General features: G+C 42.6%; 12 protein-coding genes. 5 read left to right on the forward strand and 7 right to left on the reverse strand.

Features of this window, described 5'->3' with window-relative positions; genetic code table 11:
• Window positions 1-205: 205 nt before the first annotated feature.
• From NBH06_RS08445 to NBH06_RS08475, 7 genes are all read right to left on the reverse strand, one after another.
• Window positions 206-667 (reverse strand): alanyl-tRNA editing protein, encoded by a 462-nt coding sequence (locus NBH06_RS08445; RefSeq protein ID WP_250793782.1) that lies wholly within the window; start codon window positions 665-667, stop codon window positions 206-208.
• A gap of 17 nt (window positions 668-684) precedes the next feature.
• Complete coding sequence (locus NBH06_RS08450) at window positions 685-1,251, reverse strand: GNAT family N-acetyltransferase (protein ID WP_046411087.1); 567 nt, start codon at window positions 1,249-1,251, stop codon at window positions 685-687.
• On the reverse strand, window positions 1,251-1,871 hold the full coding sequence (locus tag NBH06_RS08455; RefSeq protein WP_046411089.1) for a hypothetical protein: 621 nt from the start codon (window positions 1,869-1,871) through the stop codon (window positions 1,251-1,253). Before NBH06_RS08455 ends, NBH06_RS08450 begins: the two co-directional genes overlap by 1 nt.
• Window positions 1,868-2,470, reverse strand: coding sequence for an SGNH/GDSL hydrolase family protein (locus NBH06_RS08460; RefSeq protein ID WP_195492354.1), 603 nt, complete (start codon window positions 2,468-2,470; stop codon window positions 1,868-1,870). The genes NBH06_RS08455 and NBH06_RS08460 overlap by 4 nt, the downstream gene beginning before the upstream one ends.
• The gene (locus tag NBH06_RS08465) at window positions 2,448-3,425 is read right to left on the reverse strand and encodes an SGNH/GDSL hydrolase family protein (protein ID WP_195342586.1); all 978 of its coding nucleotides are present in this window, start codon (window positions 3,423-3,425) and stop codon (window positions 2,448-2,450) included. The genes NBH06_RS08460 and NBH06_RS08465 overlap by 23 nt, the downstream gene beginning before the upstream one ends.
• Window positions 3,426-3,435: 10 nt before the next feature.
• Window positions 3,436-4,854: an MBOAT family O-acyltransferase gene (locus tag NBH06_RS08470; protein WP_046411095.1), complete on the reverse strand. Its 1,419-nt coding sequence runs from the start codon at window positions 4,852-4,854 to the stop codon at window positions 3,436-3,438.
• A gap of 239 nt (window positions 4,855-5,093) precedes the next feature.
• Window positions 5,094-8,846 (reverse strand): GH92 family glycosyl hydrolase, encoded by a 3,753-nt coding sequence (locus NBH06_RS08475; RefSeq protein ID WP_250793792.1) that lies wholly within the window; start codon window positions 8,844-8,846, stop codon window positions 5,094-5,096.
• 263 nt (window positions 8,847-9,109) lie between these two features.
• On the opposite strand from NBH06_RS08475, the gene NBH06_RS08480 reads away from it, so the two are divergent.
• The 5 genes from NBH06_RS08480 (at window position 9,110) to NBH06_RS08500 (ending at window position 18,597) form a co-directional block, all read left to right on the forward strand.
• Entirely contained in the window at window positions 9,110-9,751 is a 642-nt protein-coding gene (locus NBH06_RS08480; RefSeq protein WP_008863235.1) for an RNA polymerase sigma-70 factor, read from the forward strand.
• A gap of 64 nt (window positions 9,752-9,815) precedes the next feature.
• The gene (locus NBH06_RS08485) at window positions 9,816-10,844 is read left to right on the forward strand and encodes a FecR family protein (RefSeq protein ID WP_250794218.1); all 1,029 of its coding nucleotides are present in this window, start codon (window positions 9,816-9,818) and stop codon (window positions 10,842-10,844) included.
• A gap of 70 nt (window positions 10,845-10,914) precedes the next feature.
• The gene (locus tag NBH06_RS08490; RefSeq protein ID WP_250793794.1) at window positions 10,915-13,326 is read left to right on the forward strand and encodes a hypothetical protein; all 2,412 of its coding nucleotides are present in this window, start codon (window positions 10,915-10,917) and stop codon (window positions 13,324-13,326) included.
• A 10-nt stretch (window positions 13,327-13,336) separates the two neighbouring features.
• Complete coding sequence (locus NBH06_RS08495; protein ID WP_250793796.1) at window positions 13,337-14,926, forward strand: beta-N-acetylhexosaminidase; 1,590 nt, start codon at window positions 13,337-13,339, stop codon at window positions 14,924-14,926.
• 191 nt (window positions 14,927-15,117) lie between these two features.
• Window positions 15,118-18,597 carry a TonB-dependent receptor gene (locus NBH06_RS08500; RefSeq protein WP_195492375.1) on the forward strand — a complete coding sequence of 1,160 codons (3,480 nt, stop codon included), beginning with the start codon at window positions 15,118-15,120 and terminating at the stop codon, window positions 18,595-18,597.
• The last annotated feature ends 14 nt before the right edge of the window (window positions 18,598-18,611 follow it).

The raw sequence follows: 18,611 nt of genomic DNA on the forward strand, positions 1-18,611 counted from the left end.
TTCTTCAATTTCCTCAATGAACTTCTCTCTCCAACGGCGGCCTCGTGGCCTCCCCGTTTTGCGAAAGTGCTGCAAAGATACTGCCTTTCTCTATTACATTCCAAATTTTTTTCAATGTTTTTTTTGAATTATTTTTCTATGAAATGAAAACTTTTTCTTTTTCAGATTGTTATAACTAAAATATTTTTACCTCTGCATAAAGCGATCAAAGTAATTTGAAACGCAAACGCAATATCCCGTCTTTAAAATCATAACTAATAATCTTAAATACGCCTATTTCAAATGTATTCTCAACATGACGACCAATGCAAAGACATTCATCGTAATCTCCCACTTTAACAACCCGAACCGTTTCCGAAGCATTATCGGGCAATCGTCTCAAATCAAAACGTCCCAGCGCTTCTTCTTGTGTAATATATTCTGTCGTAATCGGTAAACCACTTTGTATAATTCGGTTGACCTGCTGTTCTATTTGATTTATTTCAGATTCTTCCGGTTCACGTTGGAATCGGAAATCAAGCTTACTTTTTTTTCTTTCTATATGAGCCGATACCGCACGACCACAACCAAAAAGGCGAATCATCGTTTGGTTAAGAATATGCTCCGTCGTGTGCATGGGCGAATATTCTTCTTTATTATGCTCATTTAATTGGGGAATATCTTTCATACCATATATCTTTAAAGTCAAATATTTTTACCTGACCAAGAGATTATTTCCGAATCTAAAATACTATATACATTCGTATCGACATATTCGCCAGAGAACATCAATTCTCCGTCTCGTTCCGTCCCTTCCAACCGAAATCCCAATCGCCGAGGGATAGCATTACTCGAATAATTTTCTACGGCACACCGAATTTGAATACGATGCATCAAACGTGCTTCCACAGCCCATCGACAGAGTGTCTGAACACTTCGGGTTATTATTCCTTGTCGCTGATATTCGGGCAGCAGCCAATAACCGATTTCGGTACGATGATTGACAAAATCGGAATTCACAAACCCGACCAATCCACAAAACTCTCCTCGACATTCTATCACAAAAGTAAAATTTCTTTCTTCCTCCGGGAAAGACAATACTTGCGATAAGAAGTCCATTTCATCTTGTTCCGAAAGATTAGCAATAAAAGGCAACCACGTTTTCAGATAATCCCTATGATCGGCAATGGCTCGATAAATCATAGGGGCATCGTTCAACGTAACCTCCCTTAATCGGATACCTGTCTTTACATCAATGTCGAATTGTAACATTATTTCAATAAAAAATCATATCGGAAAGAAATCAGCACTCTGGTAAACTGTACATTATCATTCAAAGGTATGGACAACTCAGGACGAACCCATAGCTTATGAGCTCGAAAAAGAATGCCCGGAACAATACGATATTCGACCATACGATACTCCGGAATATTCGTTATATCCAAAACCAATGCTGCCTCTTGGATCACACGACAAGCAGCATGTACCGTATAGCAGGTGTTATATCCCATACCAGAATCGTACATTGGCATAACACCAGCACCAAACTCCACTCGCCCTATCTTCTTATCCAAGCCGATCTTCAATCCGCTATCATAAAAACGCCCAGCATAATTGGTCCCGAAAAAAGCTTCGGCAGAAAACTTTACGCCCCAAACTCCCGTAGAGTAACGGAAAGTTCCGTTCGCTCGGATATATTGCTCGTTCAGATGGCGTATAAATATGGTATTTTCCAATCCCACCGACCAATTCTTTGCCTGAAACCCGATCGACGCATATTTATTATTTCTCACACCCACAAAAATCGACTTGGATTGTAACGAGTCATTTTGCGACCATACACTCAAAAAAGATATTATTCCTATAAACAACAATAAAACTCTCTTTTTCATAATTCCTTCGATAACCTCACATTGAGAATATTATACCCCAAATCATTCAAATGTAACCCATCTAACGAATAGTTCATATTCATTTTATCTTCATAGGCAAAATCGTCATACACATCTAAAAATACACCATAATCCAACGTCTCGACCATTTGAGATAATGCAAAATTCAGCTCTTTGATATAATCGTTTATATGCGGGTTATCGATCTCTCGATTTCTAGGTAAAATAGAAATAACGAACACCCGACGTGGAGCCAATCCTTCGATCGTTCTCTTATACTCATCGACAAAATCGGTAATGAACTCTTGCCTCGTAGCATCATTGAAAAGTTTCCCGCCCAAATTGTTCGTTCCTATCAACATCACTACATTTTTGTCTTGATAATTCAGATTCCAAGTAGCAATATCCTCCAACTTCGCACCACTTACACCATCGTTTCGTACAATCCATGTGGGAAAAGCATCTTTTACGTCCCACCCGGCGACCAACGAGTCGCCCACGAAACACAATTCACCTTCTTTTTCTTCCGAACATGCACCCAAGCTCAAAATCAAAAGCAACATTATTTTCCCCATTCTACACACCCAATTCAGTCTCATTTTTCTTACTCTTTATTTTTTTGTAAAAATCACTCTTTAAAATTTGGTTTATAAACATATCGGTAAAAATCCGAGCGCCATCGCCATTTAAATGCATGTTATCATAAAACAGCTCCGGTCTATCAAAAAAATACTCCATTTGATTATCATCTATCACCCGAATTCCATTCTCTCGGCACAACTCTGTAATAACCCTTTTCGAATAGGGATTCCCCTCGTGCCTCAATTTACGATAATATGGAGGAAAAACGACCACCAATTCTACATTGTTCGATCGTAGCTGCGTTATAATCGCTTTCAAATATTCTAATTTTACCGAGTAAATAAAATCATCATCAGGTTCGTCTCCATAATTTTCAAAGATAGGCAAATTATTGGGTTTATGTTTCGCTACAAATCCATGATTTGCCATTTCTTCTCTCGGCAAAAAAGATTGTAAGAAAATACGGAACCACACGGTATTATATTTATACAAATTAGATCGAAGAAAAGCAGAACCCTTTCCATCGTTTTGCAAGACCAACGCAGAATCTATAACCGGATTTCTCCCGTAATAAGGATTTAGTAACTCAATTCTACCGATATGATCGTCTGATAAATCATCGGGCTGCAAAGCTAAAATAACTCCCCGTGGTCGATGGTGTTCAAGCAACCCGTCTATCATACATCTGAAAAATATTATGTTCTGAGCATTACACCCCCCATTAAAAACAGAAATTCCCAAACTATCCATCATAATATCCGGCATAAAACTATTAATCGCGACAGAAGACCCGATAATCACCACATCTTCATTTGCCTGATGAAACAGATACTCTATCTTTGCATAATCTCCCGGAAGCCCATACCTTTTAGAATAAAATGACATGACTTGCCCGAATATAACATCGAAAACAAGTACGATTACAATAATCGACACACATGTTTTCACTAACTTAAATATACTTCGGTTCATAATCGGTCATCTAAAATTGAAAATAGATAAACGCTCCACCGTTGAATGAAGCCGTCAATATAATAAACGCAATAAAGAGAGATATAAATATGATTCTCACCCAATAGTTCTTAGAATTTAAAGCGTGAACTTTTATAGACATCTCATCTTTTATCTCTTTCAACATCAAAATACCTATACACATAAATCCTAACAGCAACGAAGGTATTCCTTCCCCCGTAAATAACGGACCTCGGTCGGTAAAAATTTTTGCAATGATACTGAATGCCGAATGAAGATCATTCGCCCTGAAAAAAATCCAAGCAAACATAACCAATACAAAAGTTACCAAACAATTAAAAACCGCATGCAATCTTTTGGATACATTTACCTTCGGGAGCAATCTGTTTTTTTCAATTCCGATAATCTGGTACAGCCCATGCAAACTCCCCCACAAAACAAATGTAAGATTCGCGCCATGCCAAATTCCACTCACCAAGAAGGTTACAAACAAATTCCACAAATGTCTGTAATGCCCCACTCTATTCCCTCCCAACGGAATATATAAATAGTCTTTGAACCATGTCGACAACGAAATGTGCCAACGCCGCCAAAATTCCTTGATACTTTTCGCAAAATAGGGACGATGAAAATTCTCCATTAAAGTAAAGCCCATCATTTTCGAAGAACCTATGGCAATCAAAGAATACCCGGCAAAATCACAATAAATCTGGAAGGTAAAGAAAAAGGTCGCCAGCAACAAACTGACTCCCGAATGTTCCATATAATTATTGTACACGGCATCGACATAAGTAGAAACTCGGTCTGCTACACACAATTTCATGAAAAAGCCCCATATCATCAGTCTAAGTCCTGCATCAAAATTCTCATACGAAAACTTATGTTTTTCCCTAAACTGAGGAAGCATATTTTTAGCTCGTTCGATAGGACCGGCGACCAACTGCGGGAAAAAAGAAATAAACAGGGCATATACTACAAAATTTTTTTCTGCCTTTATCGTTCCTCTGTACACATCAACCGCATAACCGACAGCTTGAAATATATAAAACGAAATTCCCACCGGCAATAGCACGTTCCATCGAGGTATATCGATTCCTATATTTAGGAGAGAGAAAAAATCGGTAATCAACGAACCCGCAAATTCATAGTACTTATAGAAAAACAAGATACCCAAATTGATAAATATCCCCGAGAATAATGAAATCTTACGCCTTCGACGAGACCGAAAACGGTCCATGCACAAGGCCGAAATATAGGTAATCGATGTACTTGTCAACAGCAACAACGCATATACGGGCTCCCAACACATATAAAAATAGTAACTGGCCAGAAGCAAAAATATCGTACGTCCTTTAATACCCGGCAACAGGTAATAAACCAAGCATACAATCGGAAAAAACAAAATGAATTCTAAGGAATTAAACAGCACAACATTGATTCTTTAATTCGACAAGTAGATTATTCTGCACACAAATGTAATATTATTTTAAAAAGGAACAGATAATTTATTACAAAAATGCAGCTCTCTTAACAGCCTATTAATCAAATCGGAGAAAAAACTTTTCTTGCTTCCCAAAATCGGGCATACAAAAAAGACTGCCTTGCGAATCAAGAACAGTCTTTTTATTTTTCAATGTCAATAACAATAAACGTCATTAAAACAACGACTTACTCTACAATCAATTTGAACGATTTATCGCCAGCGCTCCCAGACACCACAGCCAAATAAATACCCGGTATAAAATTCTGAGTCGAGACACTCGCTTCTCCGTCAACAACTACATCGCATACATTCACGCCGTCGATAGTATATATCTTCAATCGACCCTGAGCCGCCACGTTCAAAGGCTCCCCCCGTTTCACAGGATTGGGATAAAGTAAGGTGACTTCTCTTTCGGTTCCCGTCAAACCGGTAGAAGTACCGTCCATATAAACCTCAAACTCGGTAACGGTTGCCGACTCTCCGTCTATATTTCCGCTTGGAATTTCAATTTTCACATAACGAGCCTTCACCCTATCCACGGTCACCGACTTATTCGTTTTATTCAAATCGCCCGATGAAACAAGAGTCCAAACGCTATTCTCATCTGCACTATTATTTATTTTATTAAGGTCGGGGGTCTCTGTGGCCACATAGATATTATACCCTTCGATTTGATTCGCATCATATACCTTGAATGCATTTACATCATATTCGTATTCCAAATCGAGAATGCAATAATGCTTATCGGCGGCAGACCTATCGAAATCCCAATGATACTCGGTATTTTCATTCAACCCGTCAAAAATATGCCGGGCATTGGTATAAAACGATTTAGCCCCCGAGGACTTCAAAAACGTTTTACCTACACTCACCAAATTGCCCCTATCCGTTCTTTCTTTCAACTTACCGTAAATATCGAACCCATAGATACGCACGGCATTTTCACCGGTAGGAAGTTCCATCGAAAATTTAACAAACCGGGCTTCCTTAGGCTCGGCCAAACGATGATCCTTTACATTGGCGTTTCCCGCTTCCGCATCATTGCGATTCACCACTTCTTCCCAATCACCGTCGTTTCCCGTCTTACTGACGTAAATACGATAGGAATGAACATTGTTATTTCCCTCTACCGTTTTCGAATCCCGAAAGACAAAACGATCGACCATATACACATCGGCCAACTCAAAGATCACCCAGGGATTGGTACTCTTATTGTCGCACCATTTCACCCCCTTTCCCGGCTCCTCAAAAAGGCAATAAGCCGCTTCGTTATTGCTTACCTGTGCACTGTAAGAGTGTATACGCACTTGCGGTGAATCTATTTCGGGAGAAACCTCTTCAACTCCTATCGGCGACGATGGAGGCATTTCTCCATCGATAGCCCAATCGGACGGTTTATCGCCCATGACAAGCTCCAAAGTCCCGCCATTAACGATTTCTTCATGCTTCAACCAGCACCGACCGAGCTCTTGACCGTTCAGTTTGGCCGATTGAATATAGATATTCTTATCGCTTGCATTAGGAGCCAATACTTCAAACACTTTTCCTCCGTCGAGATTAATTGTCGTTTTCGTAAATACCGGACTTGAAATAAGATATATGTCCTGTCCCGCATTAGGATAAAATCCCATTGAATGGAATATATACCAAGCCGACATCGACCCCGAGTCGTCATTTCCGGGCAACCCCGTAGCAGTCGTATTATATCGCTCTTTCAAAACCCTACGGACAATCTCCGCCGCCTTGTCGGGACGATTCACATAGTTATACAGGCTTGGCACTAAAAATGCCGGCTCATTGCTTATTTGGAATAATCCCATATAGCTGTTTTGGTCGAACCCGTCTTGGACATGCGTAAAATATGTATCCAGCCGCTTCAAGAAAGCCTCTTTACCGCCACATCTCGCAATCAGCCCGTTCACATCGTGAGGCACGTAAAATGACATCTCCCACGGGAATGATTCATATACGATTCCTTCCCAACCATCGCGACGAAAAACATTGTAATCTTTCTCGTTCACCCAGTCGCCACTACCATTTTTCGGCCACAAGAATCCTTTGAATCCAAGACTATTGATGTTGTCGTTCCACAAGTTTTTCCAGTTATTCGACCGTTCGAGATACTTTTCGTAAACATCTTGTTTACCCAATTTCTTTGCTACGGTAGCGATTGCATAATCGCAATAGGCATATTCGAATGTGCGAGTTCCCGATCGCTCGGTCACCGTGGAAATATATCCTTTGGTATTATACTCCTCGACACCGCCACGACCTTCATTTCTCGGGTTCTCCGGTTCTACCTCGGCATTTTTAATCATTGCGGCCAATCCTTTTTCGTAATCAATACCCGGCAAATTTTTTACGATAGCGTCAGCAATCAGTACATCGCTGTTCGAGCCCCCTTGTACACGACCGTTACAATTCCCACTACGGCCGTCCGGCATATATCCCTCGTGCTCATAAATATCTATCATAGACCGTACGATATCGGCCTGACGAGAAGGTTTCAAAAGAGCGAACAACGGGTGTGTAGCTCTGAATGTATCCCAGATGGCATAATAATCGTCGAAATAAGGTTCGGACGATTCCCACAGCGGATTCTCACCCGTGCGGTCGGTAGGTTGTAAAAAGGCATGATACAAAGCCGAATAGAAAATAGTCTTGTCGTTATCGTTCCCCTCGACTTCCACAGTGTTCAACACCTCTTTCCATTGTGCGATTCCTGCATTGCGAATTTCGTCAAAGTCCCAAGACGAAAGTTCCGAAATGTTCGCTTTGGCTTTCTCTGTGCTAATAAACGATATTCCTACTTTTACTCTCACTTTTTGACCCTCTGTCGTATGAAACCCGAAATAAGCCCCGGTTTTCTCTGTTCCCGTTGCATCTACCTGCTCGCCCGATTGGACAGACGTCCCTTTCCAAACAGTATACTCATCGGCGGGGGTATCCAACAAAGCGTAGAAATACACCGTATAAGGACCACCTAAATTCCAGCCTCCTTTGACGGTCGAATAACCCTCGATTTCTTTATTCGAAAGAATTTTTACCCCCGAGGCTACCAATTCCTGTGATTCGACATGTAGTGTCAGACAACTTCCTGCATCGATCAATATCTTTGAAGACTCCGATTGGGGGAAAGTATATTCATGAAATCCGGCCTTAGCAGATGCCGTCAGTCTCACTCCCACATTATACTTACTCAAAGAAACTTCATACAAGCCCAAACCGAATCTCTCGTTAGAACGTGCCGACGAATAATCCGAAAGGTTCAAATCTCCGGTCATCGGTTGAAATAAAATATTTCCATACTTGGGACCACCGCCGGTTCCGCTCACATGCAAATGGCTGAAACCTTGTATATTGCCACCCTTTCCCCAACCTGAGTTATTGGTTCGGTCTCCACAATCGGCTCCTAATTTCACCATACCGAAAGGCACACATACTCCCGGGAACACATGCCCCTCGCCGTCAGCTCCGATTTCGGGTCTCACATACTCCCAATTCTCTCGGACAATCACATCTCCTCCGGTACAAACCATCTTCATTGTATTCAAATCGACACGGATTGTATAGACTCCCGTAACAGGCACTTGAAATGCATTATCGAAGCCATCATTGGCGGTAGCCCGCTCATACAAATCGTATTCCCTTCCCGACTCGACGAGCAAATGTCCGGCTATATCTATACGACAAGTAATGGAAGGTTCCCATTTATTCGACACCAAAAATTTGAACCGGCCTTCATCTATACTATAATCCGATAAAGTTCCTGTCCACGTAAAGATACCAGGCTCCTGCTTTTCCATCGGGATAGCGGCATCCGGATCCCAACCTGCCTCCGTAGCATTACCTACCAAATAAAGATTGTCATAAGCGGCAAAAGCCGGACTAAGAAACGATAAGAAAAATACTAAAATGAAAAAAGATAAGTTTTTCATGTTTAAAAATTTTAGGATTAAATATTCATGTCATTTATATGACACGCAAAAAGCCAATAACCCTTAAAAGGTCAAGAATAAAATCTATAATTATGGAATATTAATTTATAATATTAAGATAAGTGCCTCATAAACAAGGAGAAAATTCTTCCGATTTTAAAGATTTTTACGACACGCCAAACAGAGCCTTTGAAAAACAAATTTTATTATATTATATTTGCGACTACATACTTATATCACAATGCTTCTCTTTCAATAAATTCATGAAAATAACCGAAAATAATATTATAGAAAGTTTGAAATCTGGAGAAGAACAAGCATTTCGATACATTTACGACAAATACTACGGTTATTTATGTGCCATAGCAAAAGGTTACCTTTCCGATAACGATGCGGCAGAAACTGTTGTAGGAGATGTAATTTACAACATCTGGGAAATACGGAAAAATCTGAATATTCATACTTCGTTACGATCATACCTCATACGTAGTGTAAAAAATAGATCTATCAATTATTTACAGCAAGAGTACATTGCCAAAGAAATTTCTATCAATTCGCTACAAGATTACACCGAGATAGAATCTTTTTACTTTATAGAAGAAGAACACCCTTTGGAAAAAATGCTCGAAACGGAACTTGAAAAAACGATAAAATCTGCTATCCATACACTTCCAGACGAGTGTCGAACGGCTTTTATATTGAGCCGTTATCACGATATGAAATACGAAGAGATAGCATCCCAAATGAATATATCCGTTAATACTGTAAAATATCATATCAAGAATGCCCTATCCAAACTGAGAACAGAATTAAAAGACTACCTTGTCGTACTTTTATTATTTCTATTATCGAATGAACTTTATTGTAACACTATAAAGAAACTATTAGATTTCCTAAATACTTAAAATTATTTAAAACCGCTCATACAGACTACCCCAAAGAAAAAAAACATCTGTCTTTCCTTTGAATATGAAGAGAGCCGACATACATACCGAGCACATAAATAATCTGATTCTTTCATTTTTGAATCGGACAATATCTTCTACCGATTTAAAGGTATTGAAAGAATGGATTGACGAAAATGAAGACAACAAAGCCTATTTTTCGGAAATACAAAAAATTTGGCTGATTTCCAGCATTTACGAAAAGAAAAACTTCGATAAATTAAAAGACCGGGCTTTTCAACAATTCAAAGACCGGATCGCTCAAAAAAACCAAGAACAAGACATTTATATCTCACGTCCAAATTGGAATCGGATTTTTTATATAGCGGCATGTATCATTATTGCATTCTTTGCAGGAATAGGAGTAATGTACTTTACTGGGAATCAAAGACTCTCCGATCAAACACTATCCTATTCGGTAGAATCTCCACGAGGATCGAAATTAAAACTGTCTCTCCCGGACGGAACATCGGTATGGCTCAATGCCGATTCAAAACTATTATATGACAACAACTTCGGTATCAACAACCGCGATGTCACGCTATGCGGAGAGGGATACTTCGAGGTCAGCAAAAACAAAAATCTCCCGTTTCAGGTCGTATCGGACGATATAAAAGTAGAGGTCTTAGGGACAAAATTCAATGTCAAAAATTATCCAGAAGATCCGAATATCAAAGTCGCATTGTTAGAAGGTTCGGTGATGCTATACGATTCTCTTGAAAGCACGATATTAAAACCGAATCAGATAGCACAATACGACAAACAAAACAAAAAAACCACATTAAAGACCATAGCGGCAGAAAATACAAGCGCGTGGATAAACGGTCACCTGTATTTCGACGAGGAAAACATGGAAACCATCGCTTTGGCTTTGGAACGAGCATTCGATGTGAATATTACCATCAAAGACGATACCCTGAAAAAAATGATATTCTACGGCGACTTCATTATCGAATCGAACAATATCGATGAAATTATGAATATCATGGCTGCCACGAACAAATTCAACTACCACTATAAAATCCGCAAAAACGAAATAGAAATATTTCAATAAACACATTCGATATTTATTGGTGTAATAGACAAATCCAATTTGTCTAACTACCCGTTTCATACCTAAAACCATGCTCAAAACAGTTACTATTTGTCGTTCGGTTTATCCGTTAAGATTCATTTTATTACTCGGTATTCTATTCTCTTTCAATGTTTTTGCTAAGCAAAGCGGAGAAGAATATATCATCGAAAGAGAAAACTGGAAAGCCTTTATTCGTCTTTCGGACGGTACAGTAGACCGATATGAATTTCGGGAACATGGCGTATGGAAAACCATACCCTTTCGCCACGACCGAATGGCCGGACCGGCTTGGGACGGTATCATGCTGGCTCACGATAAAAAAAATCCGGGATCGTTTATCGGCGAAAAAGACCATATTTTATACAATATCTCGTACGTCCCGGCGCAAGACCATCTCATCGTCAAATGCTCCATGACCAACACGGGGAGTACACCATACGCCCCGAAACAAAGCAGGCTGATTCTTGGTATCGATAGTGAAATGCACGCCTACCCTCAATGGGACACTAAATTTTTCCCCACTCTGCTACGTTGTGAAAAAGACTTCGCATGGGGCTATTTCATGTCTCCGAAACAAACCATATTCGGTTTTACAACGGCCGAACCGGTTGCCTCATACACCATAAACTACATTTACGAGGGTTGGCTTAAATGGAAATGGGGACATCAAATAAGAACTGCCAGTTTAGATATGCTACATTGCTTACCTCTGCCGGAAAGGCATCCCCAGAACTTAACGGAGCTGGCTCCCGGAGAGACGAAATGCTGGCATATACACATGGGACAAATACAGTCCCTTCCCGACGTAAAATCGAAACTTTCGGAATGGGCTGCTGTTCCCATGATCGAGTGTAACCGCTACACCATAACATCGAAAGAAAGCATATCCGTACGGGGGTATTCGACCGACTCGATAAGCATCGCAATAAAAGGACCCGGCATAAAAAATCAAAAAAGCCTCACGACCGACAAAAAAGGCAATCTGTACACGACCTGTTTCCGCCCGACTCAAAAAGGAGAATATAAAATTACAGCGACAACCCGATCGGGGAAAACGGCAGAAGCCCGCATATTCGTTCGGCAACCGTGGTCGTGGTACATGAAAAATGCCCGAGACTTCGTAGCCGAGAACCAACCCCTATTCTCCAACGCCTGTGAAACATTTTACGGATACTACACCGCCTTTCTTGCGGCAAAACACTTCCCCGACATGGCAAAAGACAACGCCTTGCAAGAACGGTTCGACAACACTCTACCTCTAATTATCGACACAACCACATGGCTGCCTAACCCGAAATCACTGCCTCACCGCATACAAAATTTCTCTGCCCTAATGGGAATGCTGGTCGACCTATGGGAATATACGGGAGAAAAACATTACTTGGAAAAAGCCGCCCACATCGCAGATTATCTCTGTTCCGATAAAATACAAGGGCCCGACGGAGCTTATCGCTCGCAAGGAACTCATTACACGGCTGTTATCTATACAGCCAAATCGATGCTCGAATTGGTGGCCGCCGAAGAAAAGCTCATCGCGAATCCCGTTTGGAAAGAACGCCACGAACGACATTTAAACTCGGCCCGAAAAGCCGTAGACGATTTGTGCGGACGGCTCGACGACATAGAGACCGAAGGCGACATGACTTTCGAAGACGGCATGATCACTTGCAGCGCCCTGCAATTGGGCATGTATGGATTGCAAACTACCGAACCGTCACAGCAGAAGAAATACAGCGAAGCCGCCCGATATCTGATGGACAAACATAAATGTCTTGAACAATTATTAATCCCCGATTGCCGCATGAGGGGAGCCACACTGCGATACTGGGAAGCTCTCGACGTTTACTTTATTCCCAATCAAGCCATGAACTCTCCGCATGGCTGGACGGCATGGAAAATCTACGCCTCTTACTACTTGTATCTGCTGACCGGTGAAGAATTTTATCTAACCGATTTCATGGACACGCTCGGGGCCTGCGCCCAAATCATGAGAGAAGACGGTAATTTGCGCTGGGGATTCATTCCCGACCCCTATATAGAAGCCAAACTATATGTAGAAAATCCCGAGCAAAAACACCACGGATTAGTCGTTGACTCTATCGTGGGAGAACAATATTTAGATATGATAAGTCCGTGGTTGCGCCCCGACGATGAAAATACAATCTGTCAATTTAAAGAAAGAGGAGGAGCCGGAGACAATACGGTTCAAGAAATTTTCAAAGTCATGGAAGAGTGCGCTCTCACATCAGCCTATGTCCTCATACGAAAAGACGGCTCTATTCTGGCTTACAATTGTCAGGTTCACAAGAAAAACGGCACTTTGCATATTATACCCGATGAAGCCATCATCTCTAAGGTACACTTGAATACCGCCCGAAAAACAAATATTTCCATACAGGCGACCGGCAAAAAGATTCGCGAGAAATCGGTTCTCGGGTGTAAATGGATCGAACTAAATTAAGTCTTACCTTATGAACAAAAAACTTATTTTTTTAGTAATCAACTTCTTGTATATGGTGACGGCTACGGCACAACCGTTATTAATCCCATATCCCCGATCGATAGAGATGCGGGAAGGATATTTCGCCCTCACCGCAAAAACAGGCATTATCAACCTCAGCGACAAGAATAACGCCCGGCTGTTAAAACATTATATAGAAGAAGATATCAATATTAACCTCCACGAACAACGAGGCGACAACAATATATTCCTAATCACGAACCGAAAACTCAAAGAATCGCTGGGAGCCGAAGGATACCGCATGAACATTTCGGCTGATTCGATCGTCATCGAAGGAGCTGAAAATGCCGGCGTTTTTTACGGAATCCAAACGTTACGGCAACTAGCGGCACAAAACAGACTGGCTATACCCTGCATGGAAATATTCGACAAACCCGAATACGAATGGAGAGACTTTATGCTCGACGAAGCACGCCATTTCAAAGGGAAAGTCGTCGTAAAGCAACTTCTGGAAGAGATGGCCTATTTGAAAATGAATAAATTCCACTGGCATCTCACCGACGATCAAGGGTGGCGTATCGAAATCGAAAAATATCCGCGACTCACCCAGATAGGAGCATATCGGGACAGCACCCAAATAGGAGGTTGGAACAGTCCCCTCTACGATGTCAACATTCATGGCGGTTACTATACCCGAGAAGACATACGGGAAATCGTAGACTTTGCGGCCGAACGGCACATTGAAATCGTCCCCGAAATCGAAATGCCGGGACACACCTCGGCGGCCATAGCCGCCTATCCCGAGCTCGGTTCCTTGAAAACACCCCCTACCGTGGCCACATATTTCAACCCCACGTGGGGAGTATTCAATGTAGCCGACGAGCGTGTAATACAATTCATACAAGATGTTTTCGACGAAATTTTCGATTTGTTTCCAAGTCGCTACATACACATAGGCGGAGACGAAGTCCACCCCGAATCGTGGGAAGCCAACAGCGACATCAGCCGCTTCATGAAAGAAAAGAATCTCGACAATTATAGCGAAGTGCAAATGCTGTTCACCAACCGGGTCGCCTCGCTCATACACAGCAAAGGACGCACGATGATCGGGTGGAACGACATCATGGGCAAGAACATTCACGAGTGGGCCGACTCCGACAACGAAAGTGCCCATGCCCTCGCCCCTTACGCCATCGTTCAATTTTGGAAAGGAGACACCGCCCTCATAGCCGAAGCCCTGAAACAAGGCCATCGAGTCATCAACTCATCGCACAGGGATACCTACCTCGATTATAATCATACCAAAATTCCTTTGGAAAAAGCCTACGATTTCTCTCCTTTTCCAAAAGGCATGGACCGAAAATACAAACCGTTGCTGTTGGGATCGGGCTGTCAAATGTGGAGCGAATGGATACCTCGCATCGAAGACATGCAACGCCAAGTGTTTCCCCGCATAGCAGCCTATGCCGAATCTGGTTGGACCATCGAAAATAAAAAAAATTTCACCCGGTTCTCGACCTCCCTATCCCAAATATTGATTCCTCGATGGAAACAAAAGAACATCGCATGGCATAAAGAATCGACACCGCAAGCCGAATAAATCAATACAGGTGCGTATCCACTCATATAGTTTTAGATAGTTTTTCATTCGGTAACAAAAAAATCACGAAAAAATATTTCGTTATCGACTACCCGATAAACATACAGACTTGTCCTAATTATATAACAAGAATATTGTTTTATGACTATTAACTAAAAAACTTTAATACTAACCTTTAATCAAACCAATCAATGATTAAGCATTACAGAACCCTGCTACTCGTGTTTGCGCTATTCTGTAATACGGTTGTCATTCAAGCTCAGAACGTTTCTCTGAAATTGAATAACGTAACCGTAAAGGAAGCCATCGAAGCAGTGAAAAAGCAAACAGGCAAATCATTCTTCTTCAATGTGAATGATGTAGATCTAAACCATCGGGTAAATATCGACTTAAAAGATGCGCCCCTCGGAAAAGCACTCTCTCAGATTCTTCAAGGTCAAGACATCGATTATGAAGTAAAAGACAATCACATCGTCTTATCCAAAAGAAACAGTACAAAAAACAACCAGACTTTTACAGTCGTAGGGCAAGTTACCGATGAGAAAGGAATGCCGCTCATCGGTGTAAACATCACTGCGAAAGGGCATGGAAACACGGTGACCGACATCGACGGAAACTATTCTATCAAAGCCGCACCGGGTACCGCTCTTGTGTTTTCCTATATCGGATATCTGCAAGAATCGGTCAAAGTAAACAAACAAAAGACGGTCAACGTCCAAATGACCGAAGACACGAAAGCACTGAACGAAGTCGTAGTCATCGGTTACGGAACTCAGAAAAAAGCCAATCTGACCGGAGCTGTCGATGCCATATCTTCGAAAGAAATCGAAGACCGCCCCGTTTCCAACCTCGGTCGTGCCCTGCAAGGAGCCGTGCCCAACCTCAATATCACCTATGGATCGGGAAAACCCAATGAAGGGACGAGCATCAATATCCGTGGCTTCGGCTCGATCAACGAAGATGCCAAACCTTTGGTTCTTATCGATGGTGTCGAAGGCAACCTCGACAATATCAATCCACGGGACGTCGAATCCATCTCGGTGTTGAAAGATGCATCCTCGGCGGCCATATACGGTGCAAGAGCCTCGTTCGGTGTAATCTTGGTAACCACGAAAAAAGGACAAGACGGCACCGCCAAAGTCAGCTATAACGGACGATTCAGCTTCTCGAGCTCGACTGTCAAGACCAATTTCCTTACCACAGGATACGATGCTGCAAAACTGGTCGATGAATACTTGATGTCCTACAACGGGACTCGCTACACCAAATACAGCGAGGAAGACTTCGCCGAATTGGAAGCCCGCCGGTACGACAAGACCGAAAACCCCGAACGCCCATGGACAGTTATCAAAAACGTAGGTGGCGTAGACCAATACATGCATTACGCCAACTTTGACTGGTACAACTACCTCATTAGCAATTCAAGACCCACTTGGGACAACAATTTGAGCATTACCGGTGGAACACAAAAGTTGAACTATTTCGTTAGCGCCAACTACCATACCGAAGACGGTATATACAAACAAAACACCGACCGATTCGAGACCGCCAATATCCGTGCCCGCATCAGCGGCGACGTAAAAGACTGGTTCAATCTGACGGTTACCAGCCACTTGTATCACTCCCGCTACAAAGCGCCCGGGTTGGACAACGGTAACAACATCGCGAACTACACGTTCCATGCCATGCCATTCTTTATGCCCTATAACCCCGATGGTTCCCATGTGTTCAGTACCCCGATTATCGCGCAACAACCCACCGATGGCGTACACATCATGACTGCCGATGGCGAGACTTTTTCTGAAAATAAATTCAAACGGTTGACAACCTCGGTGAACGCTACATTCAAACTCTATAAAGGGCTCACATTGCACGCCAATTACAGTTTCCGATACGACACACAAGACAAAGTCGTACGTACAGCCCCCGCAGAATATTCGACGGAGCCCGGAGTCATTATCCCGGTAACAGGAGACCTGTTCAAAAACAAATTGCGTCAACGTAATAATAGCGAGTACTACCACATGGTCGATGCCTATTTAAGCTACGACAACACATTCAACCACCACCACATAAGAGGACTCGTTGGTTTCAACTACGAGCAAGATTATCAAAAGAATCTTTACTCCACAATGATGGATATACAATCCAACAACCTGAACGACTTCAACTTGGGTAACCACACCGAAGGTGTCTCTTTGGAAGGAGGACAATACGAATGGGCACTCGAAAGTTTCTTCGGACGTGTAGGATACGACTGGAAAGGAAGATACTTGGCAGAAGTAAACCTCCGCTGGGATGCATCTTCGCGTTTCCGCAGGGACAAGAGAGCAGCGGTATTCCCCTCGGTTTCGGCCGGTTGGCGTGTAAGTGAAGAACCTTTCTTCGCACCCATACGCAACACATTCTCCAATTTCAAAATCCGCGGATCGTTCGGGTCGCTCGGCAATCAGGCCATATCCAGCCCCTACCCCTATATACAGACATTGGATTTGTTGCAACAAAACTATCTGGTAAACGGCGAATTCCTCACCTACGCATCCGTCTCCGCTCCCACAGCAGGTAACTTCACTTGGGAAACCGTTGTTCATGGGAACTTGGGTCTAGACCTCGGATTTTTCAACAACCGGTTGACATTCGCCGGAGACTTGTATATTCGCGACACGAAGGACATGCTCGTCCCCGGTAAGACACTACCCGGAGTATACGGAGCCGCTTCACCGAAAGAAAATGCCGCCGACTTGCGCACCAAAGGTTATGAACTGACTTTGAGCTGGAACGACAAATTCAACCTAGCCGGCAAACCTTTCACTTATGGCGTATCTTTCGCTTTGGGTGACAACATCTCCAAAATCACGAAATACGATAACCCCACCAAAGATTTCAACGTTTCTCAATACTACGAAGGCATGACCATCGGCGAAATCTGGGGATACAAAATCGACGGCTTGTTCAAAACCGATGAAGAGGCTGCCGCATACCAAGCCGAAATAGACCACTCGCTCATCGCCAAAAACATCTTGCAAACGGCAACGGGCAAATATAAAGGATTGAAAGCCGGTGACCCCAAATTCGTAGACCTCGATGGAAACGGTCGCATCGACGACGGTGAAAAAACGGCAAACAATCGTGGTGACATGCGTGTCATCGGCAACTCCCGCCCCCGTTACAATTACAGCGGAAGCATCAACCTCGGCTGGAACGGGTTCGATATTTCGGCCTTCTTTCAAGGTGTAGGTCGTCAGCACCGTTACCCCGACGGCAACGCCATGCTCTTCTGGGGTGGATATGCCCGTCCCTACTCTTCGTTCGTGCCCGAGCACTTCTTGGACGATGTTTGGAGCGAGGACAATCCCGACGCTTACTTCCCTAAATTAAGAGGTTATGCAGCTCAGGGAGACCGCCATTTGGCAAAAGTAAACAACCGCTATTTGCAAAATACCGCATACTGCCGTTTGAAAAACCTCACTGTCGGATATACCCTTCCGGTCGACCTCACCCGGAAAGCCCGGATCGACCGCGTGCGCGTCTATTTCAGCGGTGACAATCTGGTCACTTGGACGGCTCTCAAAAGCAAATACATCGACCCCGAACAATTCTCTACCGATGGTAGCGCCCGGGTCTATCCGTTTGCCAAAACATTCTCTTTCGGTCTTGATATTACATTCTAATAACTTTCATTACT

This window comes from Barnesiella sp. B2-R-119, from assembly GCF_023656675.1.
In the GTDB taxonomy this organism is placed as follows: domain Bacteria; phylum Bacteroidota; class Bacteroidia; order Bacteroidales; family Barnesiellaceae; genus Barnesiella; species Barnesiella intestinihominis.

What these genes read in the sequence shown, in the direction of transcription:
- NBH06_RS08480 (WP_008863235.1), top strand. Translation starts at nt 9,110, where the DNA reads ATGAAAATAACCGAAAATAATATTATAGAAAGTTTGAAATCTGGAGAA.
- NBH06_RS08465 (WP_195342586.1), bottom strand. Translation starts at nt 3,425, where the DNA reads ATGAACCGAAGTATATTTAAGTTAGTGAAAACATGTGTGTCGATTATT.
- NBH06_RS08500 (WP_195492375.1), top strand. Translation starts at nt 15,118, where the DNA reads ATGATTAAGCATTACAGAACCCTGCTACTCGTGTTTGCGCTATTCTGT.
- NBH06_RS08455 (WP_046411089.1), bottom strand. Translation starts at nt 1,871, where the DNA reads ATGAAAAAGAGAGTTTTATTGTTGTTTATAGGAATAATATCTTTTTTG.
- NBH06_RS08460 (WP_195492354.1), bottom strand. Translation starts at nt 2,470, where the DNA reads ATGAGACTGAATTGGGTGTGTAGAATGGGGAAAATAATGTTGCTTTTG.
- NBH06_RS08490 (WP_250793794.1), top strand. Translation starts at nt 10,915, where the DNA reads ATGCTCAAAACAGTTACTATTTGTCGTTCGGTTTATCCGTTAAGATTC.
- NBH06_RS08495 (WP_250793796.1), top strand. Translation starts at nt 13,337, where the DNA reads ATGAACAAAAAACTTATTTTTTTAGTAATCAACTTCTTGTATATGGTG.
- NBH06_RS08445 (WP_250793782.1), bottom strand. Translation starts at nt 667, where the DNA reads ATGAAAGATATTCCCCAATTAAATGAGCATAATAAAGAAGAATATTCG.
- NBH06_RS08450 (WP_046411087.1), bottom strand. Translation starts at nt 1,251, where the DNA reads ATGTTACAATTCGACATTGATGTAAAGACAGGTATCCGATTAAGGGAG.
- NBH06_RS08475 (WP_250793792.1), bottom strand. Translation starts at nt 8,846, where the DNA reads ATGAAAAACTTATCTTTTTTCATTTTAGTATTTTTCTTATCGTTTCTT.
- NBH06_RS08485 (WP_250794218.1), top strand. Translation starts at nt 9,816, where the DNA reads ATGAAGAGAGCCGACATACATACCGAGCACATAAATAATCTGATTCTT.